The following is an 18904-nucleotide window of genomic DNA, read 5'->3' as shown; positions in this document are numbered from 1 at the left end:
ACGACAAATTCGGTTAGAGCTGCGGCACCGACGAGAGAATCGAATAGACGGGGGCGCCTGTTGCTGGACATGAGTAGAGACGTCACATGCTAAGCAAGCGGAGATAAGTACTGGTCCGTTAATAGGACGACATGGGCCTTGCGCGCCTCAGCCCCCGGTTGCCCATTTTCTCCTGATAGTGCCGGTTCTGGAAAAGAACGACAACGCTCTTTGGCCCCAAGTCGGCCCTCACGGGCTCGCGTCCGTCCGGCCAGACCGAGAGCTCACCGGCGCAATGCTCAGAACGGCCCCTGAAATGAACCCGCTCGCCTCATCAGCCGCGGCCTGTGGATGTCCCGTGGCGATTGCTCCGCGTCCTGCGCGCTAACATCGACGTCATAGAGCGGGGCTCCAGGTTTTTGAGATCAGCGGCTTCCGATATCAAGAGGAGGTGGGGGAAGCTCGGTGATCGTCGGTAGATCGAATGCTGTCACCGGTGGCGCGACCATGCATTTTTCGATTTCGACAAGCACGGTCTGCGCAATTGAGCCCTGTGCCAACTGCGAAGTGCCCCTGTCGTCGGTCACGACGTTCGGATTGCCGTGTTTTTCGAGAGAGCCGACCTTCCCCGGTTCAGAGGGATCGTACCACGCACCGGTCGCCATCTGGGCAACCCCTGGGCGTAGGCTGTCCACGATCTTTACCGCGGCTATGAATGCACCTCGATCATTATAGACGCGCACAAGATCACCCTCGGTCAGGCCGCGGGCGCTTGCGTCCTCGTAGCTCAGACTGATGGGCTCTCGGCCGTTGAGCTTAGAGGCCCGGCTCACCGGAGACATATCCAACTGGCTGTGCAAGCGGACGGACGGCTGATGAGAGAGAAGATGGATGGGATATTTATCGGCCTTGCCACTTCCGAGCCACTCCGCCGGCTCGATCCAGGTCGCATGAGCCGGGCAATCGTCATAGTTGAAACTCTCGATGAGCGCGGAGGTGAGCTCGATTTTGCCGGACTGGGTGTCAAGCCGGTTCGCTTCGGGATCCGAACGGAATGCACCCAAGAATGTCTCGTCCTGTTGAAGCGACGGGAATTCGTAAGATCCTTCGGCCCAGAATGTATCGAACGGAGGGGGCGAGTAGCCGCGTTCCTGCGCGATTATCCGGGCTTCCTCATACATGTGGCGCAGCCAGCCCATCTCGTTGCGACCGCACGTGTAAGCGTCATGAAAACCCAGACGCGCCGACAATTCAGCAAAAACGTCAAAATCGTTTCTGCTCTGGCCGACCGGCTCTATCACCTTATGCATGGCGATATAGAAGCTGGTGCGCTCCGTGGCGAGGATATCGTTCCGTTCCATCGTGGTCGTCGCGGGCAACACGATGTCGGCAAACCGGGCTGGCGGCGTCCACCACGGCTCATGGACGATGATTGTATCCGGCCGCTGCCACGCCTCGACAAAGCGATTGAGGTTGGCATTGTGGTGAAACGGGTTGCCTCCCACTGAATAGATCAGTTTGATGTCGGGGAGTTTGAGAGCCTTGCCGTTGTATTGCAGCTCAGTGCCAGGATTAAGCAACATTTCCGCGACACGCCCGACAGGCACGTGCGTGCGGATGGGATTGGGCCCGAGCGGAAGCTTCGGTCGCGGGATGTCCAGACACGTCATTCCAATGCTGTTGGTCGCCCCCAAGCCCAGACTGAACCCGCCTCCTGGAAGCCCGATTTTCCCGAGGATCGCCGCCAATGTAACGGTCATCCACACCGGTTGTTCGCCATGATCCGCTCTTTGCACCGACCAGCTTGTGTTGATCAATGTGCGTGTCTCCGCCATGCGACGCGCAAGGTCGGCGATGGTCGAAGCTGAAATCCCCGTGAGCGCAGCCGCCCATGACGCATCTTTTGGCACACCGTCCGTGCGTCCCAGCAAGTAGTTTTCGAAGCGCTCAAACCCGACGCAATAGCGCGCAAGAAACGCGCGGTCGTGGCGATCCTCAGCCACGATGGTATGCGCCAAGCCGAGCATAAAGGCCGTGTCGGTATTTGGCCGGATGGGCAGCCACTCTGCGCCCAGCGATGCAGCAGCATCATCTCGAGACGGGCTGATGTTGACAAAGCGAATGCCACGAGCCTTCGCCGCTGCAAAGCAAGCGTCCACCGTGTGCAGCACCGTACCGCCCGCATCAATCTGGGAGTTTTTGAGAGCGGTTCCACCGAACATAATGAAGAGCTTTGTGTGCTCGATCATCTCGGAAAAAGGGACCGACTGAGATGGAACATCTCGGTCGCCTATGACGTAAGGCATGATATGAGCCGCGGCGCCGAAGCTATGATTCCCGGCCTTATCGACGTACCCGCCATGCAGCCCAAGAAAGCGTTTCAAGACGCTGGGGGAGTGGTGGAGACGACCTGCGCTGGCCCAGCCATAGGACCCCCCATAGATGGCCTCATTACCGTAGCGGTCCTTGACGCGGCGGAGCTCATCTTCAATCAAATCAAGCGCGACTTCCCATGAAACCGGAACGAAGGCTTCGCCACCTCGGTTGCGCGGGGCTTTCTCGCGATGGCGAAGGTAGCTTTCCCGCACGTGGGGGCGTTCGATCCTCAGCTCATGCCGAACGGTTTCAGGCAGAGAGCCGACATAGCTGGCTGGTCGCGGATCCCTCGAAAAAGGCGTGGTGCCGAGAATTTCGCCATTGGCAGTTTCGACGTTGAATACGCCCCAATGCGACGCGGTCTGGGTCATCTTTTTCATGCTGCTGCTCTCGCTCGCAAATTCGGCATTAAAATTGCTTTTTAGGGCGGGGTCTCGAATCTCGATGGCCAGATCGCTTGCTCAGCTTATCGGGGCTTTTGTTGACGTTATAAATATTACCGCTTTATTTCAAAGAGTATTTTTTGTAATATTACGGATGGGCAAGGATTGCCCCGTGCTGCGACGGCCAGCTTCGAGAGCACATCCGGGAATTTGACGTTATGTCTTAATGATTTAGGCGAGAACTCGGCGTGTACCCTGTAAAGAGATTCGGGAGATCAAAATGAGTGCAGCGAATTCCGGACCGGCAGCCGACAGCGGCGCGATTGAGGGATTGTCAGGTATTCCGCATCTGGACGTCGATCCGTTCTCAACCGAGTTTTTTTCCGATCCCTATCCGACCCATGATCTTTTGCGGGAGGCCGGGCCGGTCGTTTATCTCGACAAATGGAACGTCTATGCGGTGGCGCGTTATGCCGAAGTGCACGCCGTGCTCAACGATCCGCTCACTTTTTGTTCGGGTCGCGGTGTGGGCCTTAGCGATTTCGCTAAGGAGAAGCCGTGGCGTCCGCAGAGTATTATTCTCGAAGCCGATCCGCCGGCGCATGCAAGAACGCGCGCGGTGCTGAATCAGGTGCTGTCGGCAAGCGTGGTGAAGCGGTTGCGCGAGGGCTTCGCCGCCGCCGCTGCCGCAAAGGTTGACGAATTGCTGAAAGTGAAAAGTTTTGATGCGATCGCCGACCTGGCGGAAGCCTTCCCGATGTCCGTCTTCCCCGATGCATTGGGGCTAAAACAGGAAGGGCGCGAACATCTGCTGCCCTATGCGGTCGTTGGCTTCAATGCATTCGGTCCGCCGAATGAGCTGCGCCAAAAGGCGCTCGAACGCTCGGCGCCGCATCAGGCCTACGTCCAGGAGCAATGCCAGCGCGAAAACGTGGCGCCGGAGGGATTTGCCGGCTGTATCCACGCGCGGGCCGATACCGGCGATATTACCGGAGCGGAGGCGTCGCTCCTCGTGCGAGCGTTGCTCTCGGCCGGCATCGATACGACCGTCAACGGAATTGGGGCCGCCGTCTATTGTCTCGCGCGATTCCCCGAACAGTTTGCGCTGCTGCGCCAGGATCCGACGCTGGCGCGCAGCGCGTTCGAGGAGGCGGTCCGCTTCGAAAGCCCGGTCCAGACCTTCTTCCGGACGACCACGCGTGAAGTCGAGATATCCGGCCATCGCATAGGCGAAGGCGAGAAGGTCCTGATGTTCCTCGGGGCCGCTAACCGCGATCCGCGGCGCTGGGACGCGCCTGACAGCTACGACATCACCCGCCGCACCTCCGGTCATGTTGGCTTCGGCTCCGGCATCCACATGTGTGTCGGGCAACTTGTCGCCCGCCTCGAAGGTGAGGTCATGCTGACCGCGCTTGCGCAGCGGATTGCCAAGATCGAGATAACGGGCGAGCCGAAACGCCGTTTCAACAACACGCTGCGTGGACTCGATAGCCTGCCAGTCACCGTTACCCCGGCTTGAGGAGAAATATTATGCCCGCCATCATTTTCATCCATCCCGACGGCAAGTCCGACCGTGTCGAGATCAGCGACGGCGACAGCGCGATGCAGGCCGCGACCCGCCACGGGCTCAAAGGCATTCTGGCCGAATGCGGCGGCAACGCGATGTGCGCGACCTGCCATGTCTATGTCGACGAGAGCTGGCTCGCGCGCCTGCCTGACGTCAGCGACGACGAGGATGCGCTGCTCGAGGGCATTGCGACCGAACGGCTGCCGACTAGCCGATTGTCCTGCCAGATCCATGTTACGTCCGCGCTCGACGGTATCGTGCTGAGACTGCCGGAGCGGCAGGTGTGATTCTCCCGATGCGCTGGCGCCGGCCGAAGCGGCACCTTATGCAAGGCAGAATAATGGGATATCTGAAGTCGACGCTCGCACTGGCTGCTAGTCCAATAGGTGGCGCGGCAAACACTTGGATATCCGACCTGCCGCGTAGTTCTCGCATGATTTTGCAAATTTCGGGTACGACGTAGGGGAGCGACTTGTGAAGCTGGTCCGTGGCAGGTCGTGATGCTCATTCACTGAGCATCAATTAGATTCGCGCGGTACAGCAGAGGTTTGCGCGTGCCCCCATCTGAACAGCGCGAGAATTTACATCCGCTCCGATTGACGCTTGACCAGTTTTTTTGTCACTGGCGTTGCCATCACTCGCAATGTGCGGCGATCTCCGCCGCTCAGTACCCAAATCTTTGATCGTAACGATAGGAATATGCTATGAATAAGTCCCCTCTCAACTTCGTTGTCATGCTCGGGAGCCTTCGTAAAGGCTCCTTTCATGCAGCCTTCGCGAAGGCCTTGCCTTCTCTCGCGCCAGCCAACGTGAAGATCACATTTTTGCAGTCCGTCGGCCAGTTTCCAATCTACGATGCAGATGCCCATGCACACGGCTTCCCGGCGCCCGTGGTCGCAATGGGGGAGGCTATCAAGTCCGCCGACGGCGTCATCGTTGTGTCTCCCGAGTACAACTACTCAATTCCAGGCGGATTGAAGAACGCGCTCGATTGGCTGTCGCGTCTCCCGGATGCGCCATTTTCAGGTAAGCCTGTCTCGATCATGTCCGGATCTCCGGGGCCGATTGCCGGCGCCAGGATGCAGTATCATCTCCGTCAGGTCCTGGTCTTCCTGGACGCAATCGCCTTTACGAAGCCCGAAGTCATGATCGGCGGCATCAATGGCAAGGTCGATGTGGAAGCGGGAAAGATCACCGACGAAACGACAGTCAACTTTGTAAAAGCACACCTGGAAGCGTTCGCTACCTTCGCGGAACGACTCAAATAGGCAGACTCAAAGGCCGGTGCGCCTGCCAGGCAGGCGTACCGGTTCGATTGGAGAAAAGCGCGCTCGCTGCGGCGTATGTCGCGTTGCTGAGAATCTGAGGGTGGCAGAATCATGGAAAACTTTATTTATCAGGCTGCGCCCATGCGCGTGCTGTTTGGCGCCGGGCGCCTCGCCGATCTCAACGCCGAACTCGATCGCCTCGGCATCCGGCGCGCTCTTGTTCTCACGACGCCACATCGGCTGGAGCAGGGCAACTCGATCTCCGCCATGATCGGGGATCGCGCGGCCGGGATCTATTCCGGCGCGGCCATGCACACGCCGGTGGAAATCACAGAACAGGCCATGCAGCAGGTAAAGCTGCTGTCGGCGGATGGCGTCGTGGCAGTCGGCGGTGGGTCAACGATCGGCCTCGGCAAGGCGATCGCCTTCCGGACCGATTTGCCGCAGATCGTCGTACCGACAAGCTATGCCGGATCGGAAATGACGCCGATTCTCGGCGAGACCCAAGACGGATTGAAAACGACGCGGTCCGATCTCAGGATCCTTCCCGAGACAGTGATCTATGATGTGGAATTGACGCGCACGCTGCCGGCGGCATTCGCTGTCACATCCGGGATCAATGCAATCGCCCATGCCGTCGAGGCGCTCTATGCCCGGGATGGAAATCCCGTGATCTCGCTGATGGCTGAGGAGGGGATCAGGCTGCTGGCCAGTGCGCTGCCGCGGCTTGTCAATGGCGATAATGCCGATGCGCGCGACGATGCGCTGCGCGGTGCGTGGCTGTGCGGCACCTGTCTGGGCGCCGTCGGCATGAGTCTGCACCACAAGCTGTGCCACACGCTCGGTGGCACCTTCGATCTCCCGCATGCCGAGACCCACACGATCGTGCTGCCGCATGCCATGGCCTACAATGCGCCTGCCGTGCCGGTCGCCGCGTCGCGCGTCGCGCGGGCGCTCGGCGCCAGCGACGCTGGGCAGGGACTGTTCGATCTCGCGAAGGGTCTCGGCGCGAAGCTCGCTTTGCGCGACATCGGCATGCCGAGCGACGGAATCGAGCGTGCGGCCGATATTGCCGTTCAGAATGCCTATTGGAATCCGCGGCCTTTGGAGCGCGACGCCATTCGCGACCTGATTGCGCGCGCGTGGGACGGCGAGCGTCCAAAAGCGGCGGGCTGACATGCTGATCGGGCGCGATCGGATCGTCGAGGTCCGGAGGAGCCCGCCGCGCAGGCGCACAAAATCGACGGATCTCTCGTTGCCCAAAGCGATGGAGAGGTCGGTTTCATTGTCACGATCCGATGCGTCGAACGCCTGTCAGGCCTCGGCCAGCCGAAGCTAGAGTGAGGTCGTCATGCGAAATTTCAACGAAAACACCATTACAGATGCTGTCCTCGCGCGCGTTGCGGAGGCAAAGTTGCCGCGGACCCGGCAGGTCAGCGAGGCGCTGATCCGCCATCTTCATGCATTCGTCCGCGAGATCCGCCCCACGCAGGCTGAATGGGAGCAGGGGATCGCTTTCCTGACGCGCACGGGGCAGATGTGCGACGACAAGCGGCAGGAGTTCATCCTGCTGTCCGATGCACTCGGTGTGTCGATGCTCGTCGATGCCATCAACCACGGCGCCGAGGTCGGGGTGACCGATACGACCGTGCTCGGGCCCTTTTTCGTGCAGGCGGCTCCGGAAAAGCAACTGGGCGACAATATCTCGGGCGGTATGGAAGGCGAGCCGATGGTCGTGACCGGCAGCGTGTCGACGCCGGACGGCAAGCCGATTGCCGATGCGACAATCGACGTCTGGCATTCCGACGACGACGGGTACTACGACGTCCAGCAACTCGACAAGATCGGCGATCTGGCGATGCGCGCCCGTTTTCACGCGGACGGGCAGGGTCGCTTTCGGTTCTGGTCGATCAAGCCTGCCGCCTATCCCATCCCGCATGACGGTCCGGTGGGAGACATGCTGGAGGCGCAAGGGCGTCATCCGTGGCGGCCTGCGCACGTCCACTTCATGATCTCGGCACCCGGCTTCGAGCAACTCGTGACGCATGTATTCGTGGCCGGCGACCAGTATCTGGACTCCGATGTGGTGTTTGGAGTCAAGGATACGCTGATCAGGGAATTCGTCCGCAAGGATGCCGGAACGGCTCCAGACGGAAGCCTTCAGGATCGACCTTACTATCATCTCCATTACGATTTCGGACTGAAACCGGCCCTGCCAAAGGTCGCGTAGCACGTCGCTCGACATGCGCGTTGTTTGCAGGCCAACGCCGAATAAATCTGCAGGACTTAACGGGTAGCGTTGCGACTGATTGCTCGCTCCGCTTCACAAAACAGCGAAAGGTGTGATTACGATGCTTAAGAATCTGAAGAACATGGTGTTGAACGTTGGCGTACTTTTCTTGATCTCGGGAGCGACCGCTGCGCAGGCCGAAAACACGTTTTCCAATCCGCCGGCCATCGCGAAGGGGCCCGGCTACACGCATGTCGTGGAAGTCTCCGGTCCGCATCGCCTGATCTTTATTGCGGGCCAGTTGGGCGTGAAGCCCGATGGTAAATTTGCCGGCGAACCGGGCGATTTCAAAGCGCAGGCGACACAGGCCTACCAAAACCTGAAGGCCGCACTGGACTCCGTCGGCGCAAGCTTCAAGGACGTCATCAAGGTCAATCACTATATGACGGATATCCGGGCGCAGCTTCCGGTCCTGCGTGAAGTCCGCGATACATTTGTCAATACGGCCGCTCCGCCGGCGAGCACGACCGTCGAAGTGTCCCGTCTGGCTGCAGACGCCGCCTTGTTCGAAGTGGAAGCGGTCGTCGCATTGCCGCCGCGCTAACGACTGGGCGGAAAGCGGGTCAGAGTTCAGACAGAAGAACGACACCGCCCCTCGCTCTATGCATCAAAGCAAAGCGCGGGACGACGCTCGCACGATGAGATCGGAAGGCAGGACAAGCTTGGTCCTGGCGATCGCTTTGCCTTCGATCAGACCGATGAGCAGATCGGCCGCTTTCCGGCCGAGGTCGTGCGACGGCGTCCGCATGGTGGTCAGCGGCGGATTGACGGCGTCCATAAACAGCATGTCGTTCATACCCACCAGCGAGATGTCGTCGGGACATCTGATGGTGCGGCTGTTCAGCGCGCTCAGGCAACCGATCGCCAGCATGTCATTGCCGGCGACGATCGCGGTGACGCTCGGATGCCGTTCCAGCAACGTGTCGCAGGCGGCGCGGCCGTCCTCGACCGTAAAGGCCTTGCCGAACGTTGCGATCAAGCTGCGGCCGGCGCCGAATGAGGCCCGGTGCGCGCGCACAAAACCGCGGTAGCGGTTGCGACCGGTGGAGACGTTTTGGGGACCGCCGACATGGGCGATATGCCGGTGCCCCAGACCGACCAGATGCCGCACCGCCTGCGCCATCGCGCCGCCGTCATCAACGCGGACGCTGGGGATTTCTGGCCGCTGCGGATCGCGGAACACGGCCACGGTCGGCACGCCGGCCTGCAGGCACTTGTCGACCAGCGGATCCTTCAGCTTGAAGGTCGCCACGATCAGCCCGTCGACGCCCTGGGCGATGAAGCGATCGATCAATGCCGCCTCGCGTTCGGAATCGTTGTCGGTGTTACCGACGAATGCGACGTAGCCGATCTCGCCGAAGCGATCCTCGATGGCGCGCACGATGGGCGGATGGATGGGGTCACCGAGATTCGACACGATCACGCCGATGGTGCGGGTCTTCTGGGTGCGCAGCGCCGACGCCATGGCGTTCTGCCGATAGCCGAGTTGTTCGACGCAGGCGGAAATCCGCTCGATCATTTCCGCCGAGATCAGGTGCCGCTTTGCCGGATTGAGCGCGCGCGACACTGTCGACCAGTGCACGCCGGCGCGTTCCGCGACGTCGATGATCGTCGCCCGCGCGATCCGCGGCGGTGTCTTGCCATCCTTCTTTTTCGCGCGGTCCATTGCTGCTTCCGGTTTTGTGCCGAACGGGTCGACGACCGGTTGTAGCCGAACTGCATCGCGAGGGCGACAGCTCCTGATGTTGCAGAGCAGCATCGCACGCTGCGTCAAAATAGGCTGCAACGGACCGTTGACAAACGTGTGCATAGAATCGAGATTGGCGCCGGGAATGAAACGCAGCCACCGGACTTAGGTCACGGAGGCGGCGATGCAATGGCCACGAAGATGGTCGCGCGGAGGAGCGTCGCGGTGAGGCAACTCATTGATCACAGCAGCATGACGTGGGCGACCCATCGGTCGGACGCAGACGCGCGGGTTGCGGGCATGCGCCGATGACGCGCGTCCTGATCAAGGCGGCCACGCTCATCACCATGGATGACACGCTGGGCGATCTCGCCGGCGCCGATCTTCTGGTTGAGAACGGCCGCATCGCCGCCGTCGGTACGAATATCGAGGCCGACGGCGCGGAGATCGTCGACGGCAGCGGACGCATCGTGATCCCCGGGCTGATCAATGCGCACATGCACACTTGGCAGACCGCGCTGCGCGGCTACGCGTCGAACTGGACGCTGCCAGAATATTTCGGAAAGATGCATTCCGGCCTGGCCACCGTGTTCCGGCCCGATGACATCCATATCGCTACGCTGGTCGGCGCGCTCAACCAGATCGACTGCGGCACCACCACGCTGGTGGACTGGTGCCACAACAATCCGACGCCGGAACATACCGACGCGGCGGTGGCCGCCTTGACCGAGAGCGGCATTCGTGCGGCGTTCTTCCATGGCTCGCCGAAGCCGGATCCAAAGCCCGGCCAGCCGCATTTTTCCGAAGTGCCGCATCCGCGCCGCGAGGTCGAGCGACTGCTGGCCGGGCCGTTTGCCGACAGCAGCGGCCTGATGACGCTGGGTCTCGCCGTGCTCGGGCCGCACTATGCGATCCTCGACGTGGCGCGGCAGGATTTTTCGCTGGCCCGCGAATTCGGCCTCGTCGCATCGATGCATCAGGGGGCGGCGCGGCGCGCACGCCCGAGGGCTGGGGCATTCTCGTCGCCGAGGGGCTGGTCGGGCCTGATATCAACATCGTGCACGGCAACAATCTGACCGACGACGAATTGCGCCTCTTCGTCGATCTCGGCGTGTCGTTCTCGGTGACGCCGGAGAACGAGCTGATCCAGGGCCATGGCTTTCCGATCACCGGCCGGCTGCGGCAGCTCGGTGCTGCGCCGTCCCTCGGCGTCGATCTGGAGTCGGTGATATCAGGCGACATGTTCGCGGTGGCGCGGATGGCGCTGACCACGCAGCGCGCTCTGGACAACAGCGTGGAGCGGCGCGCGCGCGACGCGATTCCGTCGACCACCACGGTCCCGGTGCGCGAGGCGCTGCGTTGGGTGACCATGGAAGGCGCCCGCATGCTCGGCCTCGAGAACCGCATCGGCTCGCTGACCCCCGGCAAGCAGGCCGACCTGGTGATCCTCAATGCCACCGCCATGAACCTGTGGCCGGTGCACGATCCGGTCTCGACGGTGGTGATGCAGGCGGGTCCGGCCAATGTCGAGGCCGTGATGATCGCCGGCGCCTGGAAGAAGCGCGACGGCAACATGCGGATCGCCGACCGGCAACAGAAGCTTGATGCGCTGGCGGCGTCCGGCCGCCGCATCATCGATGACATGAACCAGATCAACAAGGCGGCATGACGTGAGCAAGACAGCAAGCATCGGTTGGATCGGCGTCGGCAAGATGGGCTTGCCCATGGCTGTGCTGGCCCGCAAGGCAGGGTTCGATGTGACGGCCTATGACCGCGGCGCCGAGCGGCTGGCGCTGGCATCGGGCGAGGGGGTGGTTTCGGCCACCAGCGCTGCGGCGGCTGTCGTCGGCAAGGATGTGGTCATTGCTTCCCTGCCGGATGACAAGGCCTTGCGCGGCGCCATGCTCGGGCCGGACGGCGTGGTCGCGGCGATGTCGCCCGGCGCGGTTCTCGTGGAGACCAGCACCGTCAGTGCCGAGATCTCCGCCGAGTTGGGTGCGGCGGCGGAGGCCGCGGGAATTCATTATCTGCGCGCGCCGGTGTCCGGCAACGCCAGCATCGCCCATACCGGTGCGCTGACCTGTTTCGTGTCCGGGCCGAAAGCGGCCTTTGACGGTGTGCGCCCGGTGCTTGCGAGTTTCACGCGGGCGCAGACGTATCTCGGTGGCGCCGAGGAGGCGCGCTACGCCAAGCTCGCCGTTAACCTGATGATCGCGGTGTCCGCCGGCATGATGGCGGAGAGCCTGGCGCTGGCGCGCAAGGGCGGCATCGCGTGGCAGGACATTCTCAACGTGCTCGACGACAGCGCGATCGCCTCGCCGATGGTCAAGTACAAGACGGCACCACTGCGCCATCGCAATTTTGACTCGACATTTTCCTGCCGTCAGATGGCCAAGGACCTCGACCTCATTCTCGGCGCCGGCCACCATGTTGACGTACCGCTGCCGCTCGCTGCGCATATGCGCGAAGTCTACGGATCCCTAATCGCCCAAGGAGAGGGCGAGGTCGATTTCATCGCCCCGGTGCGCCTGGCCGAGCGTCTGTCGGGCCTCGGCGAACCCGATGGGGGCGGTGCAGCGTGACGAGGGCTTTGGAAAGCAGCATCATGGCTGCGGCGACGTCGGCCCGAAACTAACGACAACCAGTCCGGCGGGGCGCCGTTCTGTCTGAACGAGGTGCGAGAACACGAGGTGCGCGAGTCCGATTAACGGGCCGGCACAGGGGTGGAAACGATGGGTGTCATGGATCACGTGGCGAGCGTTGCCGATAGCCTGACCGCGATGTTCGGATCGCGCGTCACGACGGCGGCCGGGACGCTGGCCGGTCACGGCGGTAGCGAGGCCTATCATGCCGCTGCGCCGCCCGACGTGGTGGTATTCCCGCAATCGACCGACGACGTTCGCCGTATCGTCGAGATCTGCGCGCGCATGAACATGCCCATGGTGGCCTTTGGCGCCGGCACCTCGCTGGAAGGGAATACCGCGGCGATCCATGGCGGCGTCTGTCTGGATTTCTCGCAGATGGACCGTATTGTCGCCGTCCACGGCGACGATCTCGACGTGGTGGTGCAGCCCGGCATCACCCGTAAGCAGCTCAATGCGCAATTGCGTGACACCGGGCTGTTCTTCCCCATCGATCCCGGCGCCGACGCCTCCATCGGCGGCATGTCGTCGACGCGGGCGTCGGGCACCATGGCGGTGCGCTATGGCACCATGAAGGACAATGTACTGGCGCTCGAAGTCGTACTCGCCGACGGAAGGGTGATTCGCACCAGCAAACGCGCGCGCAAATCGGCCGCCGGCTACGACCTGACGCGGCTGTTCGTCGGCGCCGAGGGCACGCTCGGGATCATTACCGAAGTGACATTGAAGTTGCATCCCATTCCGCAGGCGATTTCATCGGCGGTGTGCAGCTTCGACACGCTCGACGACGCGGTGGCGACGGCGATTGCCGTGATCCAGTGCGGCGTGCCGGTGGCGCGCATGGAGCTGCTCGACGACGTCATGATGCGCGGCATCAACGCTTATGGGAAATTGTCCTACCGCGAGGCGCCGACGCTGTTCTTCGAATTCCATGGCACCGACGCCTGGGTGAAGGAGCAGGCCGACATCGCCGAGGAGATCGCCGCCGATCATCGCGGGCAGGGCTTCCAGTGGGCGACCGCGACAGAGGATCGCTCACGGTTGTGGCACGCCCGCGACAACACGCTGTATGCCGGCCTCGGCCTGCGGCCCGGTGCGCGGGCGATGATCACTGATGTCTGCGTGCCGGTGTCGCGGCTCGCCGAATGCCTGCTGGAGACGAAGAGGGATCTGGACGTTGCCCGCCTGATCGCGCCGATCGTCGGCCACGTCGGCGACGGCAATTTCCACGTACTGATCCTGGTCAATCCCGGCGACCAGGATGAAATGGTGCGCGCCAAGGACGTGCACCGGCGCATGGTCGAGCGCGCCATCGCCTTCGACGGCACCTGCACCGGCGAGCACGGCATCGGCATCGGCAAGATCGACTTTCTCGAACAGGAGCTGGGCGACGCTGTCGACGTGATGCGGATGCTGAAGAATGCACTCGATCCCGCCAACCTGATGAACCCCGGCAAGATCTTCAGATCCCGCCCGGCAGCAGCCGGAGTCTCGGAATGAACGCCTCCGCTCCGATGCCGTCCACCGACGCGGCGGCGCCGCTGTTCGAGCTGCGCGGCATTTCGAAATCGTTTCCGGGCGTCAAGGCGCTCGAGGACGTCTCGTTCGCGATCTGGCCCGGCGAAGTCCACATGCTGCTCGGCGAGAACGGCGCCGGCAAATCCAGCCTGATGAAGGTGCTGTGCGGCGCCTACACCGCCGACGGCGGCGAGTTCTTTCTCAATGGCCGCAAGGTCGAGATGTCCTCCGCGGCCGATGCGCGCCAGCTTGGCATCGCGGTGATCTTCCAGGAATTCTCGCTGGTGCCGTATATCGACATTGCGCAGAACATCTATCTCGGCCGTGAGCCGAAGGGCTGGCTGCCTGGAACCATCGACCGCGGCAAGATCCTGCGCGACGCCAAGGCCTTGCTGGCAACGATCGGATTCGATATCGACCCGTCGACGCCGGTGCACAAGCTCGGCGTCGCCCAGCAGCAGATGGTCGAGATCGCCAAGGCGCTGAGCCAGGATGCCCGCATCCTGGTGATGGACGAGCCGACGGCGGCGCTGTCCGATCGCGAGACCGAACTGCTATTCGCCATGATCGCCAAGCTGAAGGCGAAGGGCGTGGCCATCGTCTACATCTCGCATCGCATGGCCGAGGTTTTCGCGCTTGGCGATCGCATCACCGTGCTGCGCGACGGCAAGAAGGTCGCCGAAGCGATGCCCGGCCAATCCTCGCCGAACGAGTTGATCCGGCTGATGGTGGGCCGCAACGTCGACACCAGCTATCCACGCAATTTCGCAGCCGAGCCCGGTCCCATCGTGCTCGAGGTGTGCAACGTATCGGCTGCCAGCGGCATCGAGGATATCAATCTGGTGGTGCGGGCCGGTGAGATCGTTGGGCTGTGCGGCCTTGTCGGCTCCGGGCGGACCGAAGTCGCGCGTGCCATTTTCGGCGCCGACCGAAACAGCGCCGGCGAGATCCGACTCAACGGCCGGCTGCGCAGCGGCGGACCCGACAAGGCGTCGCGCATGGGCCTCGCGCTGATCCCCGAGAGCCGCAAGGCCGAGGGCCTCGCGCTGATCCGATCGGTCGGCGACAACCTGGTGGTCTCCGCGCTGCAAAAACTTTTTCCGCTCGGCTTGTTCGTGCCACAGCGCGCGCGCGAGGAGAGCGGTGGCCTGGTGCGCCAGTTGCGTGTGGCGACGCCGTCGACCAAGCAGCCGGTCGGTCTGTTGTCCGGCGGCAACCAGCAGAAGGTGGTGATCGGCAAGTGGTTGGCCGCGGGCGCCAAGGTGTTCATCTTCGACGAGCCCACCCGTGGCATCGATGTCGGCGCCAAGTCCGAAATTTTTGCGCTGATCGACGACCTCGTCGCCAAGGGCGCGGCGGTGCTGATGATCTCGTCGGAGCAGGCGGAGATCGTCCATGTCTGCGACCGCGCCTATGTGATGCGCGACGGCGGCATCGTCGGCGAACTGGCGCGTCACGAATTGTCCGAAGAAAACATCGTCCGGATGGGGATGCATCATGCATGATGTCGCAATGAACTCGCCGGTGGGCCGCTTGCGCAGCATCCCCGGCGTCGCCGTGATGCTGATCGTCCTGGTGGCCGCCTTTGCCGTCACCAGTCCCGGCTTCCTGACGGTGCCGAACCTGTCCAACGTGCTGGTGCAGTCTACCGTGCTGCTGCTGCTGGCGCTGCCGATGACGCTGATCATCATGACTGAAGGGCTCGATCTGTCGATGGGCGCCGTGCTCACGCTGGCGTCGCTGGTGGTCGCGCTCGTCACTCTGTCCACCGGCTCGGTGCTGCTCGGTATGCTTGCGGCCTGCGCGGTCGGCAGCGTGTTCGGCGTGGTGAACGGCTGGCTGGTTGCGATCCTGGGCATCCCGCCCTTCGTCGCCACATTGGGCACGCTCGGCATGGCGCAGGGCCTGTCGCTGATCGTCAGCGACGGCCAGAGCGTGGTCGGCATGCCCGTCGCCATCCAGAAGATCTATTCGGGCACCGTCGCGGCGCTGCCGGTGCCGATCGTGATGGCCATTGTCGCCTATGCGGCGTTTTACCTGCTGCTGTATCACACCCGGCTCGGCACTTTCGTGTTTGCGCTCGGCGGCAACCGCGACGCCTTGCGCTTCGCCGGCGTCAAGGTCGAGCGCATGCTGATCGTGGTCTATGCCATCGGCGGCGCCATGGCAGGGCTCGCCGGCGTGCTGATGACGGCGCGCATGAATGCCGGCCATCCCACCGCCGGCCTCGGATTGGAGTTCGACGCCATCGCCGCAGTCGCGGTCGGCGGAACCTCGTTCGAGCGCGGCAATGGCTGGCTGCTCGGCACGCTGCTCGGCGTGCTCACCGTCGGCGTGCTGCGCAACGGCCTCAACCTGCTGGCGATCCCGTCCTCGGTGCAGGTGTCCTGCGTCGGCGTGCTGGTGATCCTGGCCTTGTTCTTAGACGGATTGCGGAGCCGGACATGACCGATACCACCAAGATCATGCCGGGACGGACCGGGTTTCATATCTCCGGCGACGTGCTGCAGCTGTCGTATCGCCTGCTGGCGGCGTTGCTGATCTGCGTCCTGCTGTCGTTGCTCACCGACTCCTTCCTGTCGCTCAACAACATTCTCAACGTGCTGCGCCAGGCCAGCCTGATGTTCTTCGTCGCCGCCGGCCTGACGCTAGTGGTGCTGACCGCCGGGCTTGATCTTTCGATCGGCGCCAATGTCGGCCTGACCGCGTGCCTCGCCGGCACCGTGATCCATGTCACCGGCTCGCCGACGCTGGGCGTGCTGGTGGGCATCGGCGTCGGCGCGGCCATCGGGCTGGCCAACGGCATCATGGTCACCGCGCTGCGGATTCCCTCCTTCATCGCCACCTATGGCATGCTGTGGATCCTGCAGGGCGTCGCCTACTGGTATATGGCCGGCGAAACCATCCATGGCTTTCCGCCGTCGTTCCGCCAGCTCGGCAGCGGCTATTTCCTCGGCCTGCCGATTCCGGTCTACTTGCTGGTGATCTTTCTCGCGGTCGGCACCATCCTCGCGCAGCGCACCACCTGGGGTCAGGAGATCTATGCCATCGGCGCCAATCCGGTCGCCGCGCGGCTGTCGGGCATTCCGGTCGCGGCGCGCCTGCTGCTGGTTTACACGGTGTCCGGCACCATGGCCGGCCTTGCCTCGATCATCTTCCTGGCCCGGCTGAATTCGGCCGAGGCGGATATCGGGGAATCGCTGACCCTGCCGGCCATCGCTTCGGTGCTGATCGGCGGCACCTCCCTGTTCGGCGGCGTCGGCACCGTGTTCGGCACCTTCATCGGTGCGCTGATCCTGACGCTGGTCCTCAACGGCATGAACCTGCTGCAGATCAGCGCCAGCCGGCAGCCGCTGGTCACTGGCGCCATCGTCATTCTCGCCGTCTGGCTCGACCGCATGACAAGGCGGCGGGCATTCTAACCACCCCAACAATCAAAAAACACCACGGAGGACCACCATGAAAATGCTGACTTCAGTTCTGGCGCTCGGGCTTGCCGGCGTCACCTCGATTTCCGCGGCGCGCGCCGACGGCGAGACCATCGCGGTCTTCACCAAGAACCAGACCAATCCATATTTCCAGACAGTGCGCGTTGGCGCCGACGTTGCGGCGAAATCGATGAACGCAAAAGTCCTGCACTATATTCCCACCAAGCCCGACAGCATCCCCGAGCAGCTCAGCCAGATCGAGGACGTGATCGTCAAGAAGCCGTCGGCCATCGTCTTCATCCCGGTCGACTACAAGGCGATGGTACCGGGTGCAGAGAAGATCAATGCGGCCGGCATTCCCATGGTCAACGTCACCGACCGCTCGGCCGGCGGCAAGTTCAGCAGCTTCGTCGGCGCCGACGATTACAGTCTGGGCCTGGAGACGGCGCGCTATCTGCTCAAGAGCCTCGGCGGCAAGGGCAAGATCGTGATCATCGAGGGCGTCAAGGGCTCGCTGACCAACGTTGACCGCGTCCGCGGCTTCAACGATGCGCTGAAGGAGAACGCCGGCGCCAAGCTGGTGGCCTCGCAGCCCGCGAACTATCAGCGCCTGGCAGCGCTGCAGGTGATGGAAAACCTGATGCAGTCGAACTCCGAGATCGACGGCGTGCTGGCCGCCAACGACGCGATGGCCGTCGGCGCGATCGAAGCACTGGACGGCGCCAACCGCAAGGCGCTGGTGGTCGGCATCAACGGCACGAAGGAAGCCGTCGACGCCATCAAGAGCGGCAAGATGCTGGCCAGCGGCGACTACAACGGCTTTTTGCAGGGTTGCCTCGGCACGATGATCGCGATCCGCGACCTCCGCAAGCAGCCGATCGTGCCTGAGATCGTGCTCGCCCCCACCGTCATCACCAAGGACAATTACAAACCCTATGATGTGGCTCTCGAAACCCGCGCCTGCCCGAGCTGGGAAGAGGGTTCGAAAATGGGTATGAAGAAATAGCTGAAGCCGGGCGGGGGCCGCCGCCGCAGAGCGACGGCTCCCCTCCCGACAACGCAACTGCAAAGGATATGATGTGCTGTTTGCTCTCCACGCGATTGACCGTCGCGGCGCGCTGCCAAAACGGCTCGCCAACTACGATGCCCACAAGGCGTTCCTGTCCGACACCAGCCCTTATGGGGTCAGCATCGCGATGTCCGGCCCGCTGACCGCGGATGACGGCACCACCATGATCGGCAGCCTGTTCCTGATCGAGGCACCCGATCGCGCGGCTGTCGAGCGCTTCAACGCGGCCGATCCGTTTTACGCGGCGGACATCTGGGAGACCGTCAGCATCACAGGCTTTATCCGGCGACAGGGCTGACCGACATGTTTCCAGAACGACAGGCGACCTGACGCCCGCGATGGATGTCGACGCTGCCGTCTGCCGTCGATCAGTCTGTTTTGCAACGAGTTGGCCTGCGGGCGTTCATTTCCCGACGCAGGATTATCGGCAACATTCCGCCAGCCCTGAGCGTCTCGACTTCCAGCGAGGTCTCGATAGCCGCCGCGGTCTCAAAGGTGGCGCAGTGTCGAACCGTCGAACGGCAAGCTGACGATGACTGAGGGGACGGTGAATGTCGGGAGCCCTGTGTGCATCATATTCCTGACGGTGGCATGATCGGAGTGGCCGTGATAACGGCGCGGCGGCCGCTCGAGAAGTGACGTTAAATTCGCTCCCAGCATCTTCTTGTTCAGCAGAGCATCCGACTTTGGACGTGAT

General features: G+C 62.7%; 15 protein-coding genes and 1 pseudogene. 14 read left to right on the top strand and 2 right to left on the bottom strand.

The window, feature by feature from the left end; genetic code table 11:
* Positions 1-404 precede the first annotated feature (404 nt).
* The gene (locus tag ACUXVA_RS30410) at positions 405-2735 is read right to left on the bottom strand and encodes a molybdopterin-dependent oxidoreductase (RefSeq protein WP_445489957.1); all 2331 of its coding nucleotides are present in this window, start codon (positions 2733-2735) and stop codon (positions 405-407) included.
* 283 nt (positions 2736-3018) lie between these two features.
* Between ACUXVA_RS30410 and ACUXVA_RS30405 the strand changes: the two genes are divergently transcribed.
* The 6 genes from ACUXVA_RS30405 (at position 3019) to ACUXVA_RS30380 (ending at position 8407) form a co-directional block, all read left to right on the top strand.
* Entirely contained in the window at positions 3019-4257 is a 1239-nt protein-coding gene (locus tag ACUXVA_RS30405) for a cytochrome P450 (RefSeq protein WP_445489955.1), read from the top strand.
* Positions 4258-4268: 11 nt separating this feature from the next.
* Entirely contained in the window at positions 4269-4592 is a 324-nt protein-coding gene (locus tag ACUXVA_RS30400) for a (2Fe-2S)-binding protein (RefSeq protein WP_265082221.1), read from the top strand.
* Positions 4593-5009: 417 nt separating this feature from the next.
* The gene (locus ACUXVA_RS30395; RefSeq protein ID WP_265082222.1) at positions 5010-5573 is read left to right on the top strand and encodes an NADPH-dependent FMN reductase; all 564 of its coding nucleotides are present in this window, start codon (positions 5010-5012) and stop codon (positions 5571-5573) included.
* 108 nt (positions 5574-5681) lie between these two features.
* A complete protein-coding gene (locus ACUXVA_RS30390) occupies positions 5682-6749 on the top strand; it encodes a maleylacetate reductase (RefSeq protein ID WP_445493372.1) in 1068 nt (355 codons plus the stop codon).
* A gap of 175 nt (positions 6750-6924) precedes the next feature.
* A complete protein-coding gene (locus ACUXVA_RS30385) occupies positions 6925-7803 on the top strand; it encodes an intradiol ring-cleavage dioxygenase (RefSeq protein WP_265082223.1) in 879 nt (292 codons plus the stop codon).
* Between the two features lie 121 nt (positions 7804-7924).
* Positions 7925-8407, top strand: coding sequence for a RidA family protein (locus ACUXVA_RS30380; protein ID WP_265082224.1), 483 nt, complete (start codon positions 7925-7927; stop codon positions 8405-8407).
* 63 nt (positions 8408-8470) lie between these two features.
* Here the strand turns inward: ACUXVA_RS30380 and ACUXVA_RS30375 are convergent, their stop codons facing one another.
* Positions 8471-9529, bottom strand: coding sequence for a LacI family DNA-binding transcriptional regulator (locus ACUXVA_RS30375; RefSeq protein WP_265082225.1), 1059 nt, complete (start codon positions 9527-9529; stop codon positions 8471-8473).
* Between the two features lie 329 nt (positions 9530-9858).
* On the opposite strand from ACUXVA_RS30375, the pseudogene ACUXVA_RS30370 reads away from it, so the two are divergent.
* The 8 genes and pseudogenes from ACUXVA_RS30370 to ACUXVA_RS30335 all read left to right on the top strand — a co-directional run bounded on the left by ACUXVA_RS30370 (position 9859) and on the right by ACUXVA_RS30335 (position 18505).
* Positions 9859-11219: pseudogene (locus ACUXVA_RS30370) on the top strand (amidohydrolase family protein).
* Between the two features lies 1 nt (position 11220).
* Complete coding sequence (locus ACUXVA_RS30365) at positions 11221-12132, top strand: NAD(P)-dependent oxidoreductase (RefSeq protein ID WP_445489951.1); 912 nt, start codon at positions 11221-11223, stop codon at positions 12130-12132.
* A gap of 150 nt (positions 12133-12282) precedes the next feature.
* Entirely contained in the window at positions 12283-13692 is a 1410-nt protein-coding gene (locus ACUXVA_RS30360; RefSeq protein ID WP_265082227.1) for an FAD-linked oxidase C-terminal domain-containing protein, read from the top strand.
* Positions 13689-15215: a sugar ABC transporter ATP-binding protein gene (locus ACUXVA_RS30355; RefSeq protein ID WP_445489948.1), complete on the top strand. Its 1527-nt coding sequence runs from the start codon at positions 13689-13691 to the stop codon at positions 15213-15215. Before ACUXVA_RS30360 ends, ACUXVA_RS30355 begins: the two co-directional genes overlap by 4 nt.
* Positions 15208-16158 (top strand): ABC transporter permease, encoded by a 951-nt coding sequence (locus tag ACUXVA_RS30350; RefSeq protein WP_265082229.1) that lies wholly within the window; start codon positions 15208-15210, stop codon positions 16156-16158. Before ACUXVA_RS30355 ends, ACUXVA_RS30350 begins: the two co-directional genes overlap by 8 nt.
* Positions 16155-17132, top strand: a complete 978-nt coding sequence (locus ACUXVA_RS30345) for an ABC transporter permease (protein WP_445489946.1) — start codon at positions 16155-16157, stop codon at positions 17130-17132. Before ACUXVA_RS30350 ends, ACUXVA_RS30345 begins: the two co-directional genes overlap by 4 nt.
* 37 nt (positions 17133-17169) lie before the next feature.
* Positions 17170-18144 (top strand): sugar ABC transporter substrate-binding protein, encoded by a 975-nt coding sequence (locus ACUXVA_RS30340; RefSeq protein WP_265082231.1) that lies wholly within the window; start codon positions 17170-17172, stop codon positions 18142-18144.
* A 73-nt stretch (positions 18145-18217) separates the two neighbouring features.
* Positions 18218-18505: a YciI family protein gene (locus tag ACUXVA_RS30335; protein ID WP_265082232.1), complete on the top strand. Its 288-nt coding sequence runs from the start codon at positions 18218-18220 to the stop codon at positions 18503-18505.
* Positions 18506-18904 lie beyond the last annotated feature (399 nt).

It is taken from the genome of Rhodopseudomonas sp. RCAM05734, assembly GCF_052658035.1.
Note: the sequence above shows the minus strand (reverse complement) of the source record. Positions and strands in the feature narration are given on the sequence as shown.